The organism is Pseudarthrobacter sp. NKDBFgelt, assembly GCF_046097905.1.
GTDB classification, from domain to species: domain Bacteria; phylum Actinomycetota; class Actinomycetes; order Actinomycetales; family Micrococcaceae; genus Arthrobacter; species Arthrobacter polychromogenes.
The window spans coordinates 22,527-39,640 of the sequence record NZ_JBJURL010000041.1; the positions used below are offsets into that span (position 1 = coordinate 22,527).

Sequence of the window (17,114 nt, forward strand, 5' to 3'; positions counted from 1 at the left end):
CCCTGTCCGCCCTCTTTTGAATTGCCGGGACGCTCCATGACATTCGCCTTTGACAACTCGCCGGTGTGGCTGGATCTGCTGGGCGTCTTCTTCTTCGCGGTGTCCGGGTCCCTGCTGGCGGCCCGGAAGCACATCGATATTGTGGGCTCCCTGCTGCTGGCTTCCCTTGTGGGACTCGGCGGCGGCGTAATCCGGGACATCATCCTCAACAGCGGGCCGCCCGCGGCGTTCACCAACCCGGCCTACCTGGTGCCGCCGGTGCTGGCCACGCTCCTGGTGTACTTCCTGTTCCCCAGCGTCCAGCGCTATACGTCCCTGCTGACCCTCTTCGATGCCGGCGGCCTTGCACTGTTCTGCATGACCGGCACGCTCAAGGCCCTGGCTGCCGGGATGAACCCGGTGGCGTCGGTGCTGCTGGGAGTCACCACGGCGGTGGGCGGCGGGCTGCTGCGCGACATCACGGCCAACGAGGTTCCTGAACTTTTCAACCCCAAGGACATCTACGCGCTGCCGGCCTTCGTGGGCGCCGCGATGACCGCCGGGCTGTGGGTCCTGGGCGTCTTCAATGTGCTGACGGCGACGGCCATCGCGGCTGTGGTTTTCACTTTCCGCATCCTGGCATGGCGGCGCTCCTGGCAGGCGCCGCTGGCCGTTCACGGGTGGCACCGGCGGGGCAGCAATCCCGCGGCCTGACGACGCCTCCGGCGGCCCTCCCGCGTCACTTTGCAGGGCCCGGGATTAGCTAGGATATGAAGCATGACTGACATGTTCCTCGAGAAATTCCGTGCGCTTGTTCCGAAGTATCTCGAAGACGAATGGCAGGCAGAGGACGGGCTGGATCCGGACGAGCTGGACAAGGCCCTGGCCGACCACCAATTCCAGATTCCTCTGGTGCTCCGCGAGTTCTACCTGGCCGTTGGCGGCTGCGAGGACCTGATGGAGGCGTACCACTACTTCTGGGATCCCGACGAGCTCGAGGTTGACGACGAAGGCTTCCTGATGTTCCTCGAGGACGAGGAAGAGGAATACACCTGGGGCTTCCGGGTGGGCGACCTCAGCGTCCCCGACCCCATCGTGTACCGGCGCAACAACGCCCGCGGGCAGTGGAAGTCCGAGGAAGGCACGTTCTCCGAGTTTGTGTTCGACATGTTCGAGTGGGCCTTCGAGGACGACGACAACTAGGCTTTCCTCTCTTCCGTTTCAGTGTGGCTTCGAGATCCTCCGGCGCCCGCTGGGTTTCCTCACCTTTTGGGGTGCGCGACGGCGTGTCCCCCTCTGATGACGGCGTTTCCCCCGGTTCGCCAGCAAAAACTGGGGAATCTCAGCGGATAACCCGGCCCCGGAGGACCTGCCACACCTCGGCCATGATTCTTTCCGGGTGATGAACCACGTCGGCGTACCCGTATCGTAGTACCGCATATCCGGTGAGGGTGCTGGCGTTGTTCCTGGCACGGTCCTTCTTTACCTGCCGGGGCTCAAGGTGGGTGGCGCCGTCGAGCTCGACGATCAGGAATCCTTCCAGCAGGAAGTCCACGATGCCGATGCCGGGAAGCTCCACCTGTGTCTCCGTGAAAATGCCCGCCGCGCGGAAGAGAATCCGGGCAACCACCTCAATGGGCGAATCGGCGGTACCGTCAACGAGCTCCAGCACGCGTCTGGCTGCACCGTTCCTCTTACCGGGCAGCCGCCCCCGCAGGTAGCCGAGGGTGGTTATCCCCTGCCGCGCTGCACTCTCGACCATGACGGCAGCTTCCATGGCCGGCAGGCAGCGGAGGCTGTGGATCAACACGTCAGTGGTGCTCGCCACCGGCTTTGGTGAATCGGGAGGAATCAGGGAGCCGCGGTGCACCACGGCGTCCGCCGGGCCACGGTGCCGGCACAGGAGGTGGACTTTTGACGGTTCCCTCAACAACCAAAGACGGCGATGTACTGCCGCAGAGGCACACGTCAGCAGGCCATTGCCCATGACAGCCGCAGTCATGTCTTCCGGGGCGCCAGGCAGTGCCACCACCCCGTGCCGAAGACGGCGGATGTCACCCACCGCCACCGCATTGCGAACGCTCCGGTCGGTGAATCCAGCCTGCAGCAGTGTGGACGTGCGCGCCACTGAGCCTGCGTACGTGAGAAAGCGAGTGAGGTCCATGGAGCCAGCAGACCCAATCTTCGATGGGGAAGGCAGTGCCTGGAAGGCCTATGTGGACAAAAAATCCTGCTGGATTTCCCCGTCTTTCGAGCTGCCTGTCGGCGGGTCACGGCAACTCGCCGGGTGTTCAGCCAGTTCCCGGCCGAAAGGTGGGGAAACTCAGCGCCGACAAGTCCGTGACACCACCAGTAAATTAGTAGTTGCATCTTGTGACAAAGCTGTCATAGACTATTCACGGATCCGCTAAACGCCTCCGGCGGGTCTGATGCGAACGGAGAGATAGCCTCGGTTCACAGCAACGTATGACTCGTATCGTTGCTGCGGACCGGGGCTATCCCGTTTTAACGCGACCCATCGACTGCTCCATACCGGTCGTTTTGGCGGGTCAAAAGGGCAGGTACGGAGCAATCGACGCAAAGAAGAAGCCCGGCCCCTTGCATGGAGCCGGGCTGCACGTTGAGTCAGCTGGCGCGGTCCACCACAGCCAGCGCGAAGCTGGACAGCGAATCCTTGACTACGCCTTCGGGCAGCGGCGCGAGGGCGTCGATCGCCTCGTCGGCCCACCGGCGTGCCACCACCCAGGATTCGGCCGTGACGGGATGCTCGCGCAGGCCGGCGACGGCCTCGGCAAGGGCCTCGTCGGAGGTCAGGTCGCCGTCAATAAGCCGGAGAAGTTCGACGGCGGACTGGTCACCGTCAGCAGCGGCCTTGCGCAGGAGCAGCACCGGCAGGGTGGGAACCCCTTCGCGCAGGTCCGTGCCGGGTGACTTGCCGGATTTGACCTTGATGCCCGTGACATCGATGACGTCGTCGGCAAGCTGGAAGGCCACGCCCACCTTTTCGCCGTACTCCACCAGCACGGATTCGTACGCGGGATCGGCACCTGCGAAGATGGCGCCGAGCTGGCCGGAGGCAGCCACGAGTGAACCCGTCTTGTCCGCAATCACCGAAAGATAGTGCTCCACGGGATCCTCATCCGGACGGGGACCCACGGTTTCGTGCAGCTGGCCCAGGCACAGCCGCTCGAATGTGCGTGCCTGGATCCCGAGCGCCCGGGAACCGAGTTCGGACACCAGGATTGAGGCGCGGGCGAAAATCAGGTCGCCGGTGAGGACCGCCACGGAGTTGCCCCAGACCTCGTGGGCGGTGGGTGCACCGCGGCGGAACGGGGCCGAGTCCATGACGTCATCGTGATAGAGCGTTGCGAGGTGCGTCAGTTCCACCACGACGGCGGCCTGCACCACGGCGGGCAGCGACGCGTCGCCAAGGTGTGCACAGAGCAGGGTCAGCAGCGGCCGGATGCGCTTGCCGCCCGCTTCCACCAGGTGGCGCGACGTGGCGTCAGCGAGCGGATCCGAGTTGGCGATGGCTTCGCGGAGTTTCTTCTCCACCCGGGCCAGGTTGTTGGTGATGGCCGGCCCCAGTTCGGCATCTCCGGCGATGGCCGCGAAACCCGCGGGCAGCTGCAGGCCCGTTGCGATGGCGGTGGTATTGAGGCTGGGTTCGGAGTCCGGCAGGCCGTGTCCGGCGTGCGTCCAGCTGTGGTCTGCGGGGTTGGTCACGGGTTAACCCTAACTTTTTGTTGCGGATACCGCTGATTCGAGGCCGCCAGCGTATTGGATGTGGCCGGAACCAGCGATTCCAGGACACGGATCACCCGGTCCTCAAAGCCCTTCGCGGACGGGTCCGTGAGGTTGGCCAGGAGCCGCACCACGAACCGCATCAGCACCGGGATGGGCATGCCGGTCCGGAGTGCGAGCTTCATGACCGCAGGCTTGCCGATCAGCACGGCGAACGCCCGGCCCAGGGTGAAGTGGGAGCCCCACTGTTCGCGCACATAGTCCGCGTACCGCGCCAGGTGCGCATCGGCCTCGTACGTTCCGCCGGCCGCCACTGAGCGGGAGGAGGCGTCGATGATGAACTCGGCAGCGAACCGCGCGGACTCCATGGCGTAGGAGATGCCCTCGCCGTTGAACGGGGAGACCATGCCGCCGGCGTCGCCCAGCAGCAGCAGGCCCGGCGAGTAGTGCGGCGTGCGGTTGAAGCCCATGGGCAGCGCCGCGCCGCGGATCTCGCCCACCTGGTTCTCCGGCGTGAAGCCCCATTCGGCGGGCATGCCGGCGGTCCATTCGCGCAGGACCTGCTTGTAGTCGAGCTTGCCGAACTCCTTGGACGAGTTCAGGATGCCCAGGCCCACGTTGGAGGTGCCGTCGCCCACGCCGAACACCCAGCCGTAGCCGGGAAGCAGCTTGCCGTCGCGGCCGGGAAGCTCCAGCCAGCCCTCCATCCAGTCGTCGTCCGTGCGGGGCGAGGTGAAGTAGGTGCGGACGGCGACGCCGAGCGGGCGGTCGTCGCGTTTATGCATTCCGAGGGATACAGCGGTGCGCGTGGAATTGCCGTCGGCGGCGAGGACGACGTCGGCGCTGAACTCGCGTGTCTCCCCCGTCTTGCGTCCGGACTCGTCAAGGAGCGCTGCGCGGACACCGGTGACGCGGCCGTCGTCGTTCCGTATGGCATCCGTGACACTGTGCCGCTCAAGGATGGCGGCACCTGCGGATTGGGCGTGCCGGGCCAGTTCCTCGTCGAAGCCGAGCCGGGTGCGGATCAGCCCGTACTGGGGGAAATCGGAAACCTCGGGCCAGGGCAGTTCGATGGTGCGCCCGCCGGCAATAAGGCGCAGGCCCTTGTTCCGGCGCCAGCCGTCGTTCTCCGGGTGCGGCAGGCCGAGCTTCTGGATCTCGCGGACGGCGCGGGGGGTCAGCCCGTCACCGCAGACCTTTTCGCGCGGGAAGCTGGTCTTCTCCAGGACGGTCACATCCAGCCCGGCCCTGGCGAGGTAGTACGCGGCGGTGGATCCGGCGGGACCGGCGCCGACAATCAGTACCTTCACAGGTCAGCGGACGATGTTGCGGCGCAGTTTGGCCACGGGGCCCTTGTGCGCGGCGATGGCGGCAGCGGCGCTGTCCGGCGTCGATTCTTCGGCTTTGAACGCGCGGTGCACGGCCACGATTCCGCCGGTGAGGTTGCGGTAGGTGACCTTTTCCCAGCCGGACTCCTGCAGCCAGGCGGCAAGGTGGTCCTGGTCCGGCCACGCGCGGATGGACTCGGCGAGGTAGACGTAAGCGTCCGGGTTGGACGCAACCTTCGTGGCAATGGCCGGCAGGGCCCGCATGAGGTATTCGGTGTACATGGTGCGCCAGAGCGGAACCACGGGCTGGGAAAACTCGGCAATGACGAGCCGGCCGCCGGGCTTGGTGACGCGGAGCATCTCCTCCAGTGCCTTTTTGGGCTCGTTGACGTTCCGCAGGCCGAAGGAAATGGTGGTGGCGTCGAAGGAGTTGTCAGCGAACGGCAGGTTGGTGGCATCGCCGGCAACAAAGTTGATGTCCGGGCGGCGGCGCTTGCCCACCTTGAGCATCCCGAGGGAGAAGTCGCAGGCCACAACGTCTATGCCCGCATCGGCATACGGCTCGCTGGAGGTGCCGGTGCCCGCGGCCAGGTCCAGGACGCGTTGGCCCTTGCTGGCCTCCATGGCATCCACCACAACCTTGCGCCAGCGGCGCGTCTGCCACAGGGACAGGACGTCATTGACGACGTCGTATTTCGGTGCGACGTCGTCAAACATCGTGGCTACTTCGTCCGGACGCTTATCCAAGGATGCTCGGTTCACCATGTCATTGTCTCAAATGTTCAGGAGCGTCCCGACCAGCCACGGCTCCGGTCCCGCTGAGCCGACGCCCCACCGTCGGAGCCACCTCCACGGCCGCTCCCGGGCCAGTGCACGCGCGGGAGTAGTGTTGTCTCATCATGACGAGCACGTTCCGCACCCTCACAGTCCCCCTGGATGGAAAAGATTTCCCCGGGGGGCTTCCTGCGTTTTTGGTACGGGACGATGTCCTCTGCTGGACCCGGAGGGAAGCCGGGCTGGCTGGCTTCGGCGAGATTGCGCGCTTCACGGCCACCGGCCCCGACCGGTTCCTCGAGGCAGACATCTGGTGGCGGCACCTTGTCCTTGAGGCCGAGGTCGCCGATTCCGTTGAGCTCCCCGGGACGGGCCCCGTGGCCTTCGGCTCCTTCGCCTTCTCCAAGACGTCCGCCCACGAGTCCCGGCTGATCGTGCCGGAGATCGCGGTGGGCGTACGGGACGGGCAGGTCTGGCTGACCCAGTTGACGTTCGACGACGGCCCCCTCACCGAGGACACCGCCCGCGCCGCGCTGGACCGCTGGCTTCGGAGCGTTGCGGCTCCTTCGGCAGCGCCTCCAGGAAGGACGACGGCGGCAGCGGACCCTGCCGGGGACGGCAGCTTGGGTGCCGTGCCCGCCAAGGGGGGCGGCGCCGTCGTACGCCCCCTCCCCCTGGCCGCAGGGGCAACCCTGCATACCGGGTCGCTGAGCGAGGAAGCCTGGATGGCGGCCGTCGAGGCGGGCGTGGCTGAGATCCGGACCGGCGCGCTGGAGAAGCTGGTGCTGGCGCGGGACGTGGTGGCGACTATTCCATCTGGCGTACATACCGCAGATGTACTGCGCGAACTCGCCGCACGCTACCGGGAGTGCTGGACGTACGGGGTGGACGGGCTGGTGGGGGCCACGCCGGAGATGCTGATCCAGGTGGAAGGACGCACCGCCCAGGCGCGCGTGCTGGCCGGAACGCTGGACCGCCGGGACGCCCACGGCGAGGACGGCCTCCCGATGGACTACGCCACCCGGGTGCTGGCCGGCTCGGAAAAGCAGAGGCACGAGCACGAGATCGCCATCCAGTCCCTGACCACTCAGCTGGCGCCGTTCTCGGAAGCGATGAATGCGCACGACGAGCCTTTCATCCTGGAACTCCCGAATGTGTGGCACCTGGCTTCGGACGTCAAGGCTGAGCTGGCCGAAATCGAGGGCCACGTGCCTACCTGCCTCGCGCTCATCAACGCCCTGCACCCTACGGCCGCCGTCTGCGGAACCCCCACGCAGGTCGCCGGGGCCCTGATCCGGAAGCTGGAACACCTGGACCGGGGGCCGTATGCAGGCCCCGTGGGCTGGCTGGACGCAGCGGGGAACGGCGAGTGGGGCATCGCACTGCGGGGAGCGGTCATCGAGTCCCCGGACACCGTCCGGCTGTATGCCGGCTGCGGAATAGTCGACGGCTCACAGCCCGAGGCCGAGCTCGCGGAAACCTGGGCGAAGTTCCGCCCGATGCTGGAGTCGCTTGGGATCAGCAGCTGACTCCCTCTCTCCCCAACTAGGTAGCGCTAAGTGTCGTTTTGGGGCCTCAAAACGACACTTAGCGCTACCTAGTTGGGCGGGAGTCCGGGATAGGAGACAAATTGTGCCCGTGCGGGCTTGCTTTCCCCTGTGATTTAGTTATCCAATAGTGAAACTTAGTTTCCTGTGATGCACATCTCATAATCGGCGCTACACTATGAACCGATTTAGTACCGCATACTCCCCGCAACAAAAGGTAAGAAAACATGCAGCTCAAGTCCCTGGCCACGGCCAAAATGACCGCCAAGGCAGCAGCAGTCTTCGCCGCCGGCGCCCTCACCCTCACGGCCTGCGGCGGCAGTTCCACCCCCGCAGCCTCCGAAGGCGGCATCCAGCTCATCAACGCCGGCAAGCTCACGGTCTGCTCGGACATCCCTTACGAGCCGTTCGAGTTCGAGAAGGACGGCGAGACGGTCGGCTTCGATGTGGACATCGCCAAGGAGCTCGCCAAGGACTTCGGCGCCGAACTGAGCATCGTTGACAGCTCCTTCGAAGCGATCGAGACCGGCACCGCCCTGACCCAGTGCGACCTGGGCATCTCCTCGATCTCCATCACGGACACCCGCAAGTCCGTCATGGACTTCTCCAGCCCGTACCTCGACGACGACCTGGCCCTGGTGGCCAGCGAGGACTCCGGCATCACCGGCCTGGAGGACGCCAAGGGCAAGAAGGTCGGCGTGCAGCAGGCCACCACCGGCGCCGACTACGCCCAGGAGCAGGGCATCGACGCGCAGCAGTTCGAGGACACCGGCCTCCTGGTGCAGGCTCTTGAAGCCGGCACCATCGACGCCGCCCTGGGCAACCAGTCCGTCCTTGGCTACGCCATCAAGGACCAGCCCAAGTTCAAGAGCGTTGAGGACTTCGCAACCGGCGAGCAGCTGGGCATCTCCGTCAAGAAGGGCAACACCGAAATGCTGGAGAAGGTCAACGGCACGCTTGAGCGCCTGACCGAGGACGGCTCCCTGGAGACGTTCAAGACCACCTGGTTCGGCGAGACCGCCAAGTAGCCAACAACCGCCAAGTAGTCGCCGTGCAGGCCTGGGCCTTCCCGGCCCCGGCCCCGCCACGGCCCTGAGAACTACGCAGCCGGGGCCCCGGACGAGCTGTACCGCAGTCCGTCCGGGGCCTCTGCCACGCACAACGAATGTGAGCAACCCATGGCAATGACCGCACGTCAGCGAGCCAGAGTAAGCCTGTATGTCCAGGCCGGAATCTTTGTGGTGGCCATCGCCGCGCTGATCCTGGCCACCGACTGGGAGACCATCGGCAACAGCGTCTTCAACTTCGGCAAGATCGGGCCCATGTTCCCGGGCATCTTCGTCACCGGCCTGACGAACACCCTGATCTACACGTTCCTCGGCTTCATCGTTGGCCTCTCCGGCGGCCTGCTTTTGGCCCTGATGAAGCTCTCCAGCTTCCCCCTGTACCGCTGGATCGCTTCCGGTTACATCGAGTTCTTCCGCGGCATCCCGGCGCTGCTGGTGTTCATCGCCTTCGGCTACGGCGTGCCGCTGGCCTTCGGCGTTTCCTGGAACATCACCGTGATCGTCATGGTTTCCCTGGGCATGGTGGCCTCGGCCTACATCGCCGAAACCCTCCGCGCAGGCCTGCAGGCCGTGCCAAAGGGCCAGCTGGAAGCCGCCCGCTCGCTGGGCATGCCGCAGTGGCGGGCCATGATCACCATCGTTATCCCCCAGGCCTTCAAGATCGTCCTGCCGCCCCTGACCAACGAGGTCATCCTGCTCACCAAGGACTCCTCGCTGATCTACGTCCTGGGCCTCACCGCCTCGCAGTACGAGCTCACCAAGTTCGGCCGCGACGGCATTTCCAGCCTGGGCGCAGGCCTCACGCCCCTTCTGGTGGCCGGCGCCTTCTACCTGGTGATCACCATCCCCCTGAGCTTCCTGGCCCGGAAGTTCGAAAGCCGCACCGCGCGGAACAATCGATAGGCAGGGAAGACCATGAACGACGTCGTAAACAACTCCCGCGGCGGAGCTGCCACCATCCAGGCCGCCGGCGTGGCCATCAAGGACCTGCGCAAGTCCTACGGTTCCAACGAGGTCCTCAAGGGCATCAGCCTGGACGTGGCCCCCGGCGAAGTGGTGTGCCTGATCGGACCGTCCGGATCCGGCAAGTCCACCCTGCTGCGCTGCGTCAACCTGCTGGAGCAGCCCAACGAGGGCACCATCCACGTGGGCGGCTTCGAGGCCACCGATCCCGATGTGGACATCGACAAGATGCGCCGCAAGGTGGGCATGGTGTTCCAGCAGTTCAACCTGTTCCCGCACCTGGACGCCAAGCGCAACTGCTCCATCGCCCAGACGAAGGTCCTCAAGCGTTCGCAGGCCGAGGCGGACAAGGTGTCCATGCACAACCTGGAACGTGTGGGGCTCGGACACCTCGCGGACCGTTTCCCGGACCAGCTCTCCGGCGGCCAGCAGCAGCGCGTGGCTATCGCCCGCGCGCTCAGCATGGACCCCGAGTTGATGCTCTTCGATGAGCCCACCTCCGCGCTTGACCCCGAGACTGTGGGCGACGTCCTCTCCGTCATGCGGAACCTCGCCAAGGAGGGCATGACCATGCTGGTGGTCACCCACGAGATGGGATTCGCCCGCGAAGTGGCGGACCGGGTGGTGTTCATGGACGGCGGCGTTGTGGTGGAAGAAGGCGTGGCCGAGCAGGTCATCTCCTCCCCCACGCAGCCCCGCACCAAGGAGTTCCTGCGCCGCGTCCTGGATCCGACGCACATCGACATCGAGGAGTAGGGCCTCTTCGCTTTCACTTCGCGCAATCCCCGGCGCTGCGGATTCTCCGCAGCGCCGGGGATTTTGTGCATCACGGGGCCATCAGCGCCTCGCTTTTGAACGAAGCGTACGACGGCGGCACGCGCCTCCCGAGCGGGCATTTACTTCCGCGGTACCGGGGCACACAATAGGTCCCATCACAGCCCTGGCTCAGCAGCGCGCTGCCCGTCCGGCCGCCGTCCCGCGCGGCGGCGCATCCAGGAGCGCAGAGATGAATCCCAAAGCCCCACCACCGCAGGCGGCGGTATCCGAACGCGCCGCGCGCGGCTGGCATCAGTGCCCTCGTTCCAGCGGGTTGACTCCTTCATCCGGCGGTACCTCAACCGGGGACAGGACCAGCGCACCGTCTGCGACTTCACGTTCGGCAACCCCCACCAAATGCCGCCAGACCGCTACGTCACCACTTTGCGGGATGCCCTGGTGCCCCGTGATGACCAGTGGTTTGCCTACAAAACCAACGTCGAAACGGCGCAGGAAGCGGCCGCGCAATCCCTTGAACGGCTGCTGGACGTGCCCTTCCGGACAGAGGACATCTTCCTTACCACCGGCGGGTTCGCTGCGATTGCGCTGGCGCTCAAGACCGTGGCGGACCCCGGCGACGAGGTGCTCTACAGCCTGCCGCCATGGTTCCTGTACGAGCCGCTGATCCTCGAAGCCGGCCTGGTACCGGTGAAGGTAAAGGTCCATACCGCCACGTTCGACCTGGACCTCGCCGCAATCGACGCTGCCATCACGGAGCGGACGCGGGTTGTGATCGTCAATTCGCCCAACAACCCCACCGGGCGGATCTATCCCCCGGAGCTGCTGCGCCGGCTCGCCGACCTGCTGGAAACTGCGTCTGCAAGGATTGGCCGGCGTATCTACCTCATCTCGGACGAGGCCTACAACCGCATTGTGTTCGACGGCATGCGGTTCCACAGCCCGGTTGAGTTCTACCCGTACACGCTGCTGGCATACTCCTATGGCAAAACCCACCTCTCCCCTGGCCAGCGTGTGGGGTATCTGGCCCTGCCGCCGGCCATGCCGCACCGGGAGGAGATGGTGCCAGCCATCAGCGGCCTGCAGGTGGCGATGGGCTGGGTGTACCCCAATGCGCTGCTGCAGCACGCGCTTCCCGAGCTGGAGAAGTTCTCCATCGACGTCGGCCAGCTGGAGCGGCGCAGGGACCGCCTGGTGGACGCGCTCCGCAGCATGGGTTACCGGATGCATCCGCCGGAGGGCACGTTCTACCTGTTCGTCAGCACCCCCGGTCCGGAGGACGAAGCCTTCACCGAGTCTCTCGCCCGCCGCGACGTCTTCGTTTTCCCGGGCACGCTGTTCGAGACGCCCGGGTTCTTCCGGATTTCCCTGACAGCTAACGAGGACATGATCGAGCGGAGCCTGCCCACCTTCGAAGCAGCGATCAAGGACAAAGGAGCAGCCGCAGATGCGGCACCCGTGGGCTGACCGCCCGTGGAAGCAGGCTGGGTGCCCGGCGCCGCTTACGTTTCGCTCCGTACGGCGACGATCTGGAAGGCAAGGTCGAAGTAGCGGCCCACGAAGCCCCCTGCACCCGTGATGCCGAACGAATAACGGTCCAGGTGATTGGCCTGCGCCGTAAGGCGGATTTGGCCGGGAGCCAGGGCGTCCCAGGACAGGACTGTGACCTCCGCGGCAGCTTCCACTCCGTGCATAGCCACAATCCCGGCAAGAAGAATGGCACCTCCGTCTTCGCGAATCCCCGTTGACGAGAACGCGATGATCGGAAAGCCGGCCACATCGAGCAGGCCCCGGCCTTTGACGTCGCGGTCCCGGCGCTCGTTGGCGGAGTCGAAACTGGCCGAATCGATGATGGCACTAGCGCTGCTCCCTGCCAATGTTGACGCGACATTCAGCAGCCCCGAGGAAACGCGGAATTCGGCGCGGACCCTGCCCAGACCAAACATATGCCGCGAGGCGTAGGTAACACCTGAGCGTTCGGAGTCCATACGGTACTCACCAGCCTCGGGCAACTTGTGGATTTGTAGGGCTGGTTCGGCGGTCATGGCGGATTCCTTAAACTTGGCCCGAATCCCCCCGCACCGGGCAATTGCTGACGTATCAACAACCGTGCTCCTGTTATGCTGACATGTCAACAACTTTATGGTTTCTCCAGGGAGAGGATGCGCGTTGCCTGAGTATCGCGGCCTGACGAAGGACGAAGAAGAAGTGTGGTTCGCCTACATCCTCTTCACCCGCCAGTTGGCAGCCGGGATGGAGAGGCAGTTGGCGGGAAGCGGCGTATCGGGCGCCGATTACCAGATGCTCGCCCCACTTGCCGAAGCCGGGCCTTCCGGTATGCGCGCCCGGGACCTGGGGCGCAGCGCCGGTTGGGACCGCAGCAGGCTTGCGCACCAGCTTCGGCGAATGGAGGAACGTGGGCTTGTCAGCCGGGAACCGGCGCACGATGATGCCCGCGGCATTCTGGTTCACATAACGCAGGCCGGCCGGGCAGCCCTGCGTGCAGCAGCTCCCGGGCACATCGAGTGGGTCAGGGAGAACTTCCTTGAGGTGATGACTCCTGAGGAGCGGCGCATGCTGGTCGAGCTGTCCTCCCGTGTCATGGCGAAACTTGAGCCGGACTCCCCCTCTTAGCGCGCCAGTACTCCCCCGACTGCGGCGGCGACGGCCTCTTTGATCCTGGCGTGCAGGGCCCTGAGCCCCTGCCGGTCAGTGCGGACTTCCACGATGCTGCGCCCCTCAACCGGCTGGGCGAGCGCCTCGGCGAGTGCCGCCGTAGTACTTACCGAGCAATGCCCGACGCCGTACGCTGCGGCGAGTGCCGCGATGTCCACGGAGTGCGGCGTGCCAAAGAGGCGTTCGACGGCGTCGCCGTACGTTCCGGCCTCACGCACGGCGCCGTGTTCCAGCAGGTCGAAGATGGCCCCACCGGCGTCATTGAGGACGACGATCCGCAGCGAAGGCTGCTCCTCCCCGGCGCCGAGGAGCAGGCCGCCGACGTCGTGGAGGAACGTGACGTCGCCCAGCAGGACTGTGGTGTCCTGCCGGCCGCCGATGGCGATGCCCGTGGCGGTGGAAAGAGTGCCGTCGATCCCGGCGAGGCCGCGGTTGGCGTACACGGTGGCGGCGGGTTCCGGGGCGGGCAGGCCGGCAAGATCCACGTCGCGGATGCCGTTAGACGAGCCTAGGAGCAGCTGCCCGCGGGCGTGCTTCCACACCAGCGAGCCTACCGCCGGCCCACTCGCGGGAGCCTCTGCGGAAAGTATTCCGTCCAGGGCATGCTGCGCTGCCGAGCCTGCGAGCAGCCAGGTATCCAGCCATTCTGTGGTCCCGCGGCCGGCAAAGCCGGCCAGGTCACCGAGGTTTTCCAGCGGCAGCTCGGTGCGGCGGCCGGGCTCATACCAGGCCACCGGCACGGGCTGGTAGAGGGCAGCCTGGACATCAGCCCTGGCCAGAAGCGCGGCAACCGGGCGGGACAGCGTGGGCCGGCCAAAGAGGACAACACGTTCAATCGGCATGTCCGCGCCGGGACCAAAGTGCTCCAGCAGCAGCCGGTACGGACCAACCGCGTTGGGCCCGAAGCGGGCGTTGGAGGACGGCTCGGCCAGCAGCGGCAGGCCATGGGAGCGTGCGAACGCCTCGGCGACGGGCCCGGCGTCGTGCCCGGCGAGTACGACGGTGCGCCGCTCCGGCAGGTCGGTTGACGCCGGCGGCAGGTTCATGATGAGCGGCTCGGTGCCGATCCGGTAGCGCTGCCGTTCGGCCGCGGGCGGCAGTTCCTCCCCCGGCGACGGAACCAGCGGATCGCGGAACGCGAGGTTCAGCTGGACGGGGCCGGGCGGCAGGTCGGGGAACGCACCGGTGGCGGCGGACAAGCCTGTCTCGATGGCGCGCCGGGGGTCGGCGCCGGCGGCTATGTCGACTGCGAAGCGCACCTGCTCGCCGAAAAGGTCAGGCTGGACGGTGGTCTGGTTGGCGCCGGTTCCGCGGAGCTCGTCGGGCCGGTCGGCGGACAGCACCACCAGGGGAACCGCAGCGTGGTTGGCCTCCATCACGGCGGGCATCAGGTTCCCGACGGCGGTCCCGGACGTTGTGAGCACGGCGGCGGGTGATCCCGTGGCCAGTGCCAGGCCCAGGGCAGTGAACCCGGCCGAGCGCTCGTCGATCCGGACCAGCAGGTCCACCCTGCCCTCGGCGGACGCCTCGGCAAGGGCATACGCCATGGGGGCCGAGCGGGATCCCGGCGAGACCACCACGTGCTGCACGCCGCCGTCGACCAACACCCCGACGGCGATCCGCGCCGCTGCCAAGGCAGCCAGCCCAGCCCCGGCGTCAGGTGTGGCGTCCGCAGTAGTGCCAGGCGTGGTGTCCGGAGTAGTGCCGGAATCGGTGTCAGGCGTGGCGTCGGGCGTGGTGTCCGGGGAAGGGTCGTTCAGCGAAGTCACCAAACCAGTCTGCCACCCCGGACGCTCTCTCATTTGATGTGGGTTTTACCGGAACGCTCTATCAGCTGATGCGGGTAAACCGGAACGCTCTATCAGCTGATGCGGCGTTAACCGGAACGCTCTATCACCTTCCGCCCAGAGCCGGACGTAAAGATGATAGAGCGTCGCCGAAAAACCGGTGATAAGTGATAGAGCGTTGGGCCAAAACCGGCGGTAAGTGAAAGAGCGTCGCAGGCTAGCCGCGGAACACCTGGATCACGGACGGGCGCGGTGCGCGCGCCTGGCCGGGTGCCGGCGTCGTGCCCTCCGCTACGTAGTCCGGGAAGAAGGAAACCTGCGCGTCGAAAGTGCCGTCCTCGCCGGGGTGCTGCACCGCAACAAAGACAGAACGCTCCTCGTCGTGGATGATGGGGCCGCAGGTTTCGGCGTCGCGCGGAACGGCCAGGAACTGCTCCACCTTGCCACGTTCGGCGCCGTCCAGGGTGACCTTGAACAGGCCGTCCGCCCGGCCGATGCCGGAGGGGGCGCCGTCCGTGGAGATCCAGAGGTTGCCCACGGAGTCGAATGCCAGGTTGTCCGGGCAGGAGATGGGCGAGACTTTGTCCACCGGGAAGCCGGAGAAGTAGGTGACATCGCCCTGGGCCGGATCGCCGCAGACCATCAGCAGGTTCCAGGCGAAGGTGGTGGAGGTCTGGCCGCCGGTTTCGGTGATCTCCACGATGTGGCCGTCGCGGTTCTGGTTGCGCGGGTTGACCTCAGTGGCGCCCTCGTTGGACCCAACGCCGCGGTTGGAGTTGTTGGTGCAGGCCACGTAGACCTTGCCGGTGTGCAGGCTGGGTTCCACGTCCTCACAGCGGTCCATCTTGGTGGGGCCAACCTTGTCCGCGGCCAGGCGGGTGTACACCAGAACCTCCTCGACGGTCATGCCCGGAACAGCGGAAGCCCCGTCCACCACCAGCGGCAGCCACTCGCCGATGCCGTCGAAGGCGCCGTCGGCGGGCACAGCCCCGGTTCCGGTGATGTCTGCAGCCGGCGAGTTGCCCGTGAACCTGGCGACGTAGAGGTTGCCCGCGGACAGCAGGGTCATGTTGTGCTTGCGGTCGCCCTCGCGGTACTTGTCCTTCGAGACGAACTTATACAGGTAGTCGAAGCGCTCGTCGTCGCCGGAATAGGCCACAACGTGCCCGGACTCGGCGATGATCACGTTGGCGCCCTCGTGCTTGAAGCGGCCCAGCATGGAGTGCTTCTTGGGCGTGGAGGTGGGGTCGAACGGGTCAACTTCCACGATCCAGCCGAAGCGGTTCGCCTCGTTCTCGTAACCGGGGTTGCGGGTATCCCAGCGCGGCTCATCCAACTCCCACTGGCGGGCAGTCGGCTTGTTGGTGATGCCGTACCGCTTGTCCCCGGCAGAGGTTCCCGGCGCCACGAAGTAGCTCTGGAAGTTCTCTTCGCCGGAGAGGATGGTGCCCCACGGGGTGGTGCCGCCGGCGCAGTTGCCCAGCGTGCCCTTGATGAAGCGGCCGTCAGGGTCCGCAACAGTCTTGAGAAGCGGGGAGCCCGCGGCCGGGCCGGTCAGTTCGTACACCGTGTTGTTGAGGAAGCGGCGGTTGAGCGGCGCACCCTTCACGTAGGTCCACGGCTTGTTCTTGTTCTTGCGCTCCAGCTCAACCACGGACAGCCCGTGCGCGGCCGCCCCCACAGCGCGCATCTGATCTGCAGGCATGGTGGCCGGGAACATGATGTTTTCGTTGGTGTACTCGTGGTTGGCGAAGAGCACCGCGCGGCGGCCCTTGCTGCCCGGGATCTCCAGGATGTCCGTGTAGTCGTTGTTGTAGCCGAACTGCTTTTCCTGCGCGGCGGCCGTCTGGTTGTACAGGTCGAACTCCGGCGCGCCGTTGAAGATCGGGTCACCCCAGCGGATGACCGGCTGCCAGGTGAAGCCCCCCGGGACGGTCACGGCGTCCACGGCGGCATCGATCGACGGGATGGCTGTGAACTGCAGCTTGGACTTGCCGAAGCCTTCCTTCGCTGCCTTGGACAGGCCAGCGGCGTTTGCAGATTCAGGCGAGGTTGCGGCGGATCCCAGGACGACGGCGAGCGCACCGGCGGCGCCGAAGCCAAGGGCGGCGCGGCGGGACATGGTGGCGGAGGCGATGTCACGGAAGTAGCTGTTGGAGCTGGTGTTGCAGACATCGCCGGCGCAGGCGTTGTCGCACTTCAGCGCGCAGGTGACGGCGCTGCGCTTGCCCTTGGTATGGCCGAGCATCGGCAGCAGGGTGAACTTGCGAGCAGTCGTTTCAGACATGGGGGCCTTCCAAGGAATTTCTACGAGGTCCCGCCCACCCTTTCAGCCGGTTTCTACGCGCAGTAGTATGCCGGGTGAAATTCCGGTTAACCGCGCGTGACCTGCAGAAACGTGAGAGTGTCCCTATGTTTTTCGTCAAGCTGCTGTTGGTGTTTGGGCTTGGTAGAGGCTGCCGTCGCGGAGCATGG

Annotated in this window: 15 protein-coding genes; 8 read left to right on the forward strand and 7 right to left on the reverse strand. The window is 66.0% G+C overall.

Annotated features, from left to right (window positions below; translation table 11 throughout):
* The first annotated feature begins 36 nt into the window (after nucleotides 1–36).
* The gene (locus tag ACKAE7_RS12365; protein ID WP_188809505.1) at nucleotides 37–693 is read left to right on the forward strand and encodes a trimeric intracellular cation channel family protein; all 657 of its coding nucleotides are present in this window, start codon (nucleotides 37–39) and stop codon (nucleotides 691–693) included.
* A gap of 63 nt (nucleotides 694–756) precedes the next feature.
* Complete coding sequence (locus ACKAE7_RS12370; protein WP_066278208.1) at nucleotides 757–1,182, forward strand: hypothetical protein; 426 nt, start codon at nucleotides 757–759, stop codon at nucleotides 1,180–1,182.
* A 139-nt stretch (nucleotides 1,183–1,321) separates the two neighbouring features.
* On the opposite strand, the gene ACKAE7_RS12375 is transcribed toward ACKAE7_RS12370, so the two are convergent.
* From ACKAE7_RS12375 to ACKAE7_RS12390, 4 genes are all read right to left on the reverse strand, one after another.
* Nucleotides 1,322–2,143 (reverse strand): endonuclease domain-containing protein, encoded by an 822-nt coding sequence (locus ACKAE7_RS12375; protein WP_408979338.1) that lies wholly within the window; start codon nucleotides 2,141–2,143, stop codon nucleotides 1,322–1,324.
* A gap of 461 nt (nucleotides 2,144–2,604) precedes the next feature.
* The gene (locus tag ACKAE7_RS12380) at nucleotides 2,605–3,705 is read right to left on the reverse strand and encodes a polyprenyl synthetase family protein (RefSeq protein WP_188727221.1); all 1,101 of its coding nucleotides are present in this window, start codon (nucleotides 3,703–3,705) and stop codon (nucleotides 2,605–2,607) included.
* Nucleotides 3,702–5,033, reverse strand: a complete 1,332-nt coding sequence (locus ACKAE7_RS12385) for a geranylgeranyl reductase family protein (protein WP_408979339.1) — start codon at nucleotides 5,031–5,033, stop codon at nucleotides 3,702–3,704. The genes ACKAE7_RS12380 and ACKAE7_RS12385 overlap by 4 nt, the downstream gene beginning before the upstream one ends.
* Nucleotides 5,034–5,036: 3 nt before the next feature.
* Nucleotides 5,037–5,813 (reverse strand): demethylmenaquinone methyltransferase, encoded by a 777-nt coding sequence (locus ACKAE7_RS12390; RefSeq protein WP_229666336.1) that lies wholly within the window; start codon nucleotides 5,811–5,813, stop codon nucleotides 5,037–5,039.
* Nucleotides 5,814–5,950: 137 nt separating this feature from the next.
* On the opposite strand from ACKAE7_RS12390, the gene ACKAE7_RS12395 reads away from it, so the two are divergent.
* The 5 genes from ACKAE7_RS12395 to ACKAE7_RS12415 all read left to right on the forward strand — a co-directional run bounded on the left by ACKAE7_RS12395 (nucleotide 5,951) and on the right by ACKAE7_RS12415 (nucleotide 11,643).
* Complete coding sequence (locus tag ACKAE7_RS12395) at nucleotides 5,951–7,354, forward strand: isochorismate synthase MenF (protein WP_408979340.1); 1,404 nt, start codon at nucleotides 5,951–5,953, stop codon at nucleotides 7,352–7,354.
* A 245-nt stretch (nucleotides 7,355–7,599) separates the two neighbouring features.
* Complete coding sequence (locus ACKAE7_RS12400; RefSeq protein WP_400600381.1) at nucleotides 7,600–8,400, forward strand: ABC transporter substrate-binding protein; 801 nt, start codon at nucleotides 7,600–7,602, stop codon at nucleotides 8,398–8,400.
* Nucleotides 8,401–8,550: 150 nt separating this feature from the next.
* Nucleotides 8,551–9,342, forward strand: a complete 792-nt coding sequence (locus tag ACKAE7_RS12405; protein ID WP_104184452.1) for an amino acid ABC transporter permease — start codon at nucleotides 8,551–8,553, stop codon at nucleotides 9,340–9,342.
* A gap of 12 nt (nucleotides 9,343–9,354) precedes the next feature.
* A complete protein-coding gene (locus ACKAE7_RS12410; protein WP_188809497.1) occupies nucleotides 9,355–10,158 on the forward strand; it encodes an amino acid ABC transporter ATP-binding protein in 804 nt (267 codons plus the stop codon).
* A gap of 315 nt (nucleotides 10,159–10,473) precedes the next feature.
* A complete protein-coding gene (locus ACKAE7_RS12415; protein WP_408979341.1) occupies nucleotides 10,474–11,643 on the forward strand; it encodes an aminotransferase class I/II-fold pyridoxal phosphate-dependent enzyme in 1,170 nt (389 codons plus the stop codon).
* Between the two features lie 35 nt (nucleotides 11,644–11,678).
* Here the strand turns inward: ACKAE7_RS12415 and ACKAE7_RS12420 are convergent, their stop codons facing one another.
* On the reverse strand, nucleotides 11,679–12,221 hold the full coding sequence (locus ACKAE7_RS12420) for a YceI family protein (RefSeq protein WP_408979342.1): 543 nt from the start codon (nucleotides 12,219–12,221) through the stop codon (nucleotides 11,679–11,681).
* A gap of 124 nt (nucleotides 12,222–12,345) precedes the next feature.
* Here ACKAE7_RS12420 and ACKAE7_RS12425 point away from each other — a divergent pair, with 124 nt between their 5' ends.
* Nucleotides 12,346–12,810, forward strand: coding sequence for a MarR family winged helix-turn-helix transcriptional regulator (locus ACKAE7_RS12425; protein ID WP_408979343.1), 465 nt, complete (start codon nucleotides 12,346–12,348; stop codon nucleotides 12,808–12,810).
* Here the strand turns inward: ACKAE7_RS12425 and menD are convergent.
* Both menD and ACKAE7_RS12435 read right to left on the reverse strand, forming a co-directional pair.
* Nucleotides 12,807–14,621, reverse strand: a complete 1,815-nt coding sequence (gene menD / locus ACKAE7_RS12430) for a 2-succinyl-5-enolpyruvyl-6-hydroxy-3-cyclohexene-1-carboxylic-acid synthase (protein WP_408979344.1) — start codon at nucleotides 14,619–14,621, stop codon at nucleotides 12,807–12,809. The two genes, ACKAE7_RS12425 and menD, sit on opposite strands and share 4 nt — an antisense overlap.
* A 235-nt stretch (nucleotides 14,622–14,856) precedes the next feature.
* On the reverse strand, nucleotides 14,857–16,926 hold the full coding sequence (locus ACKAE7_RS12435; RefSeq protein ID WP_191034788.1) for a PhoX family phosphatase: 2,070 nt from the start codon (nucleotides 16,924–16,926) through the stop codon (nucleotides 14,857–14,859).
* Nucleotides 16,927–17,114 lie beyond the last annotated feature (188 nt).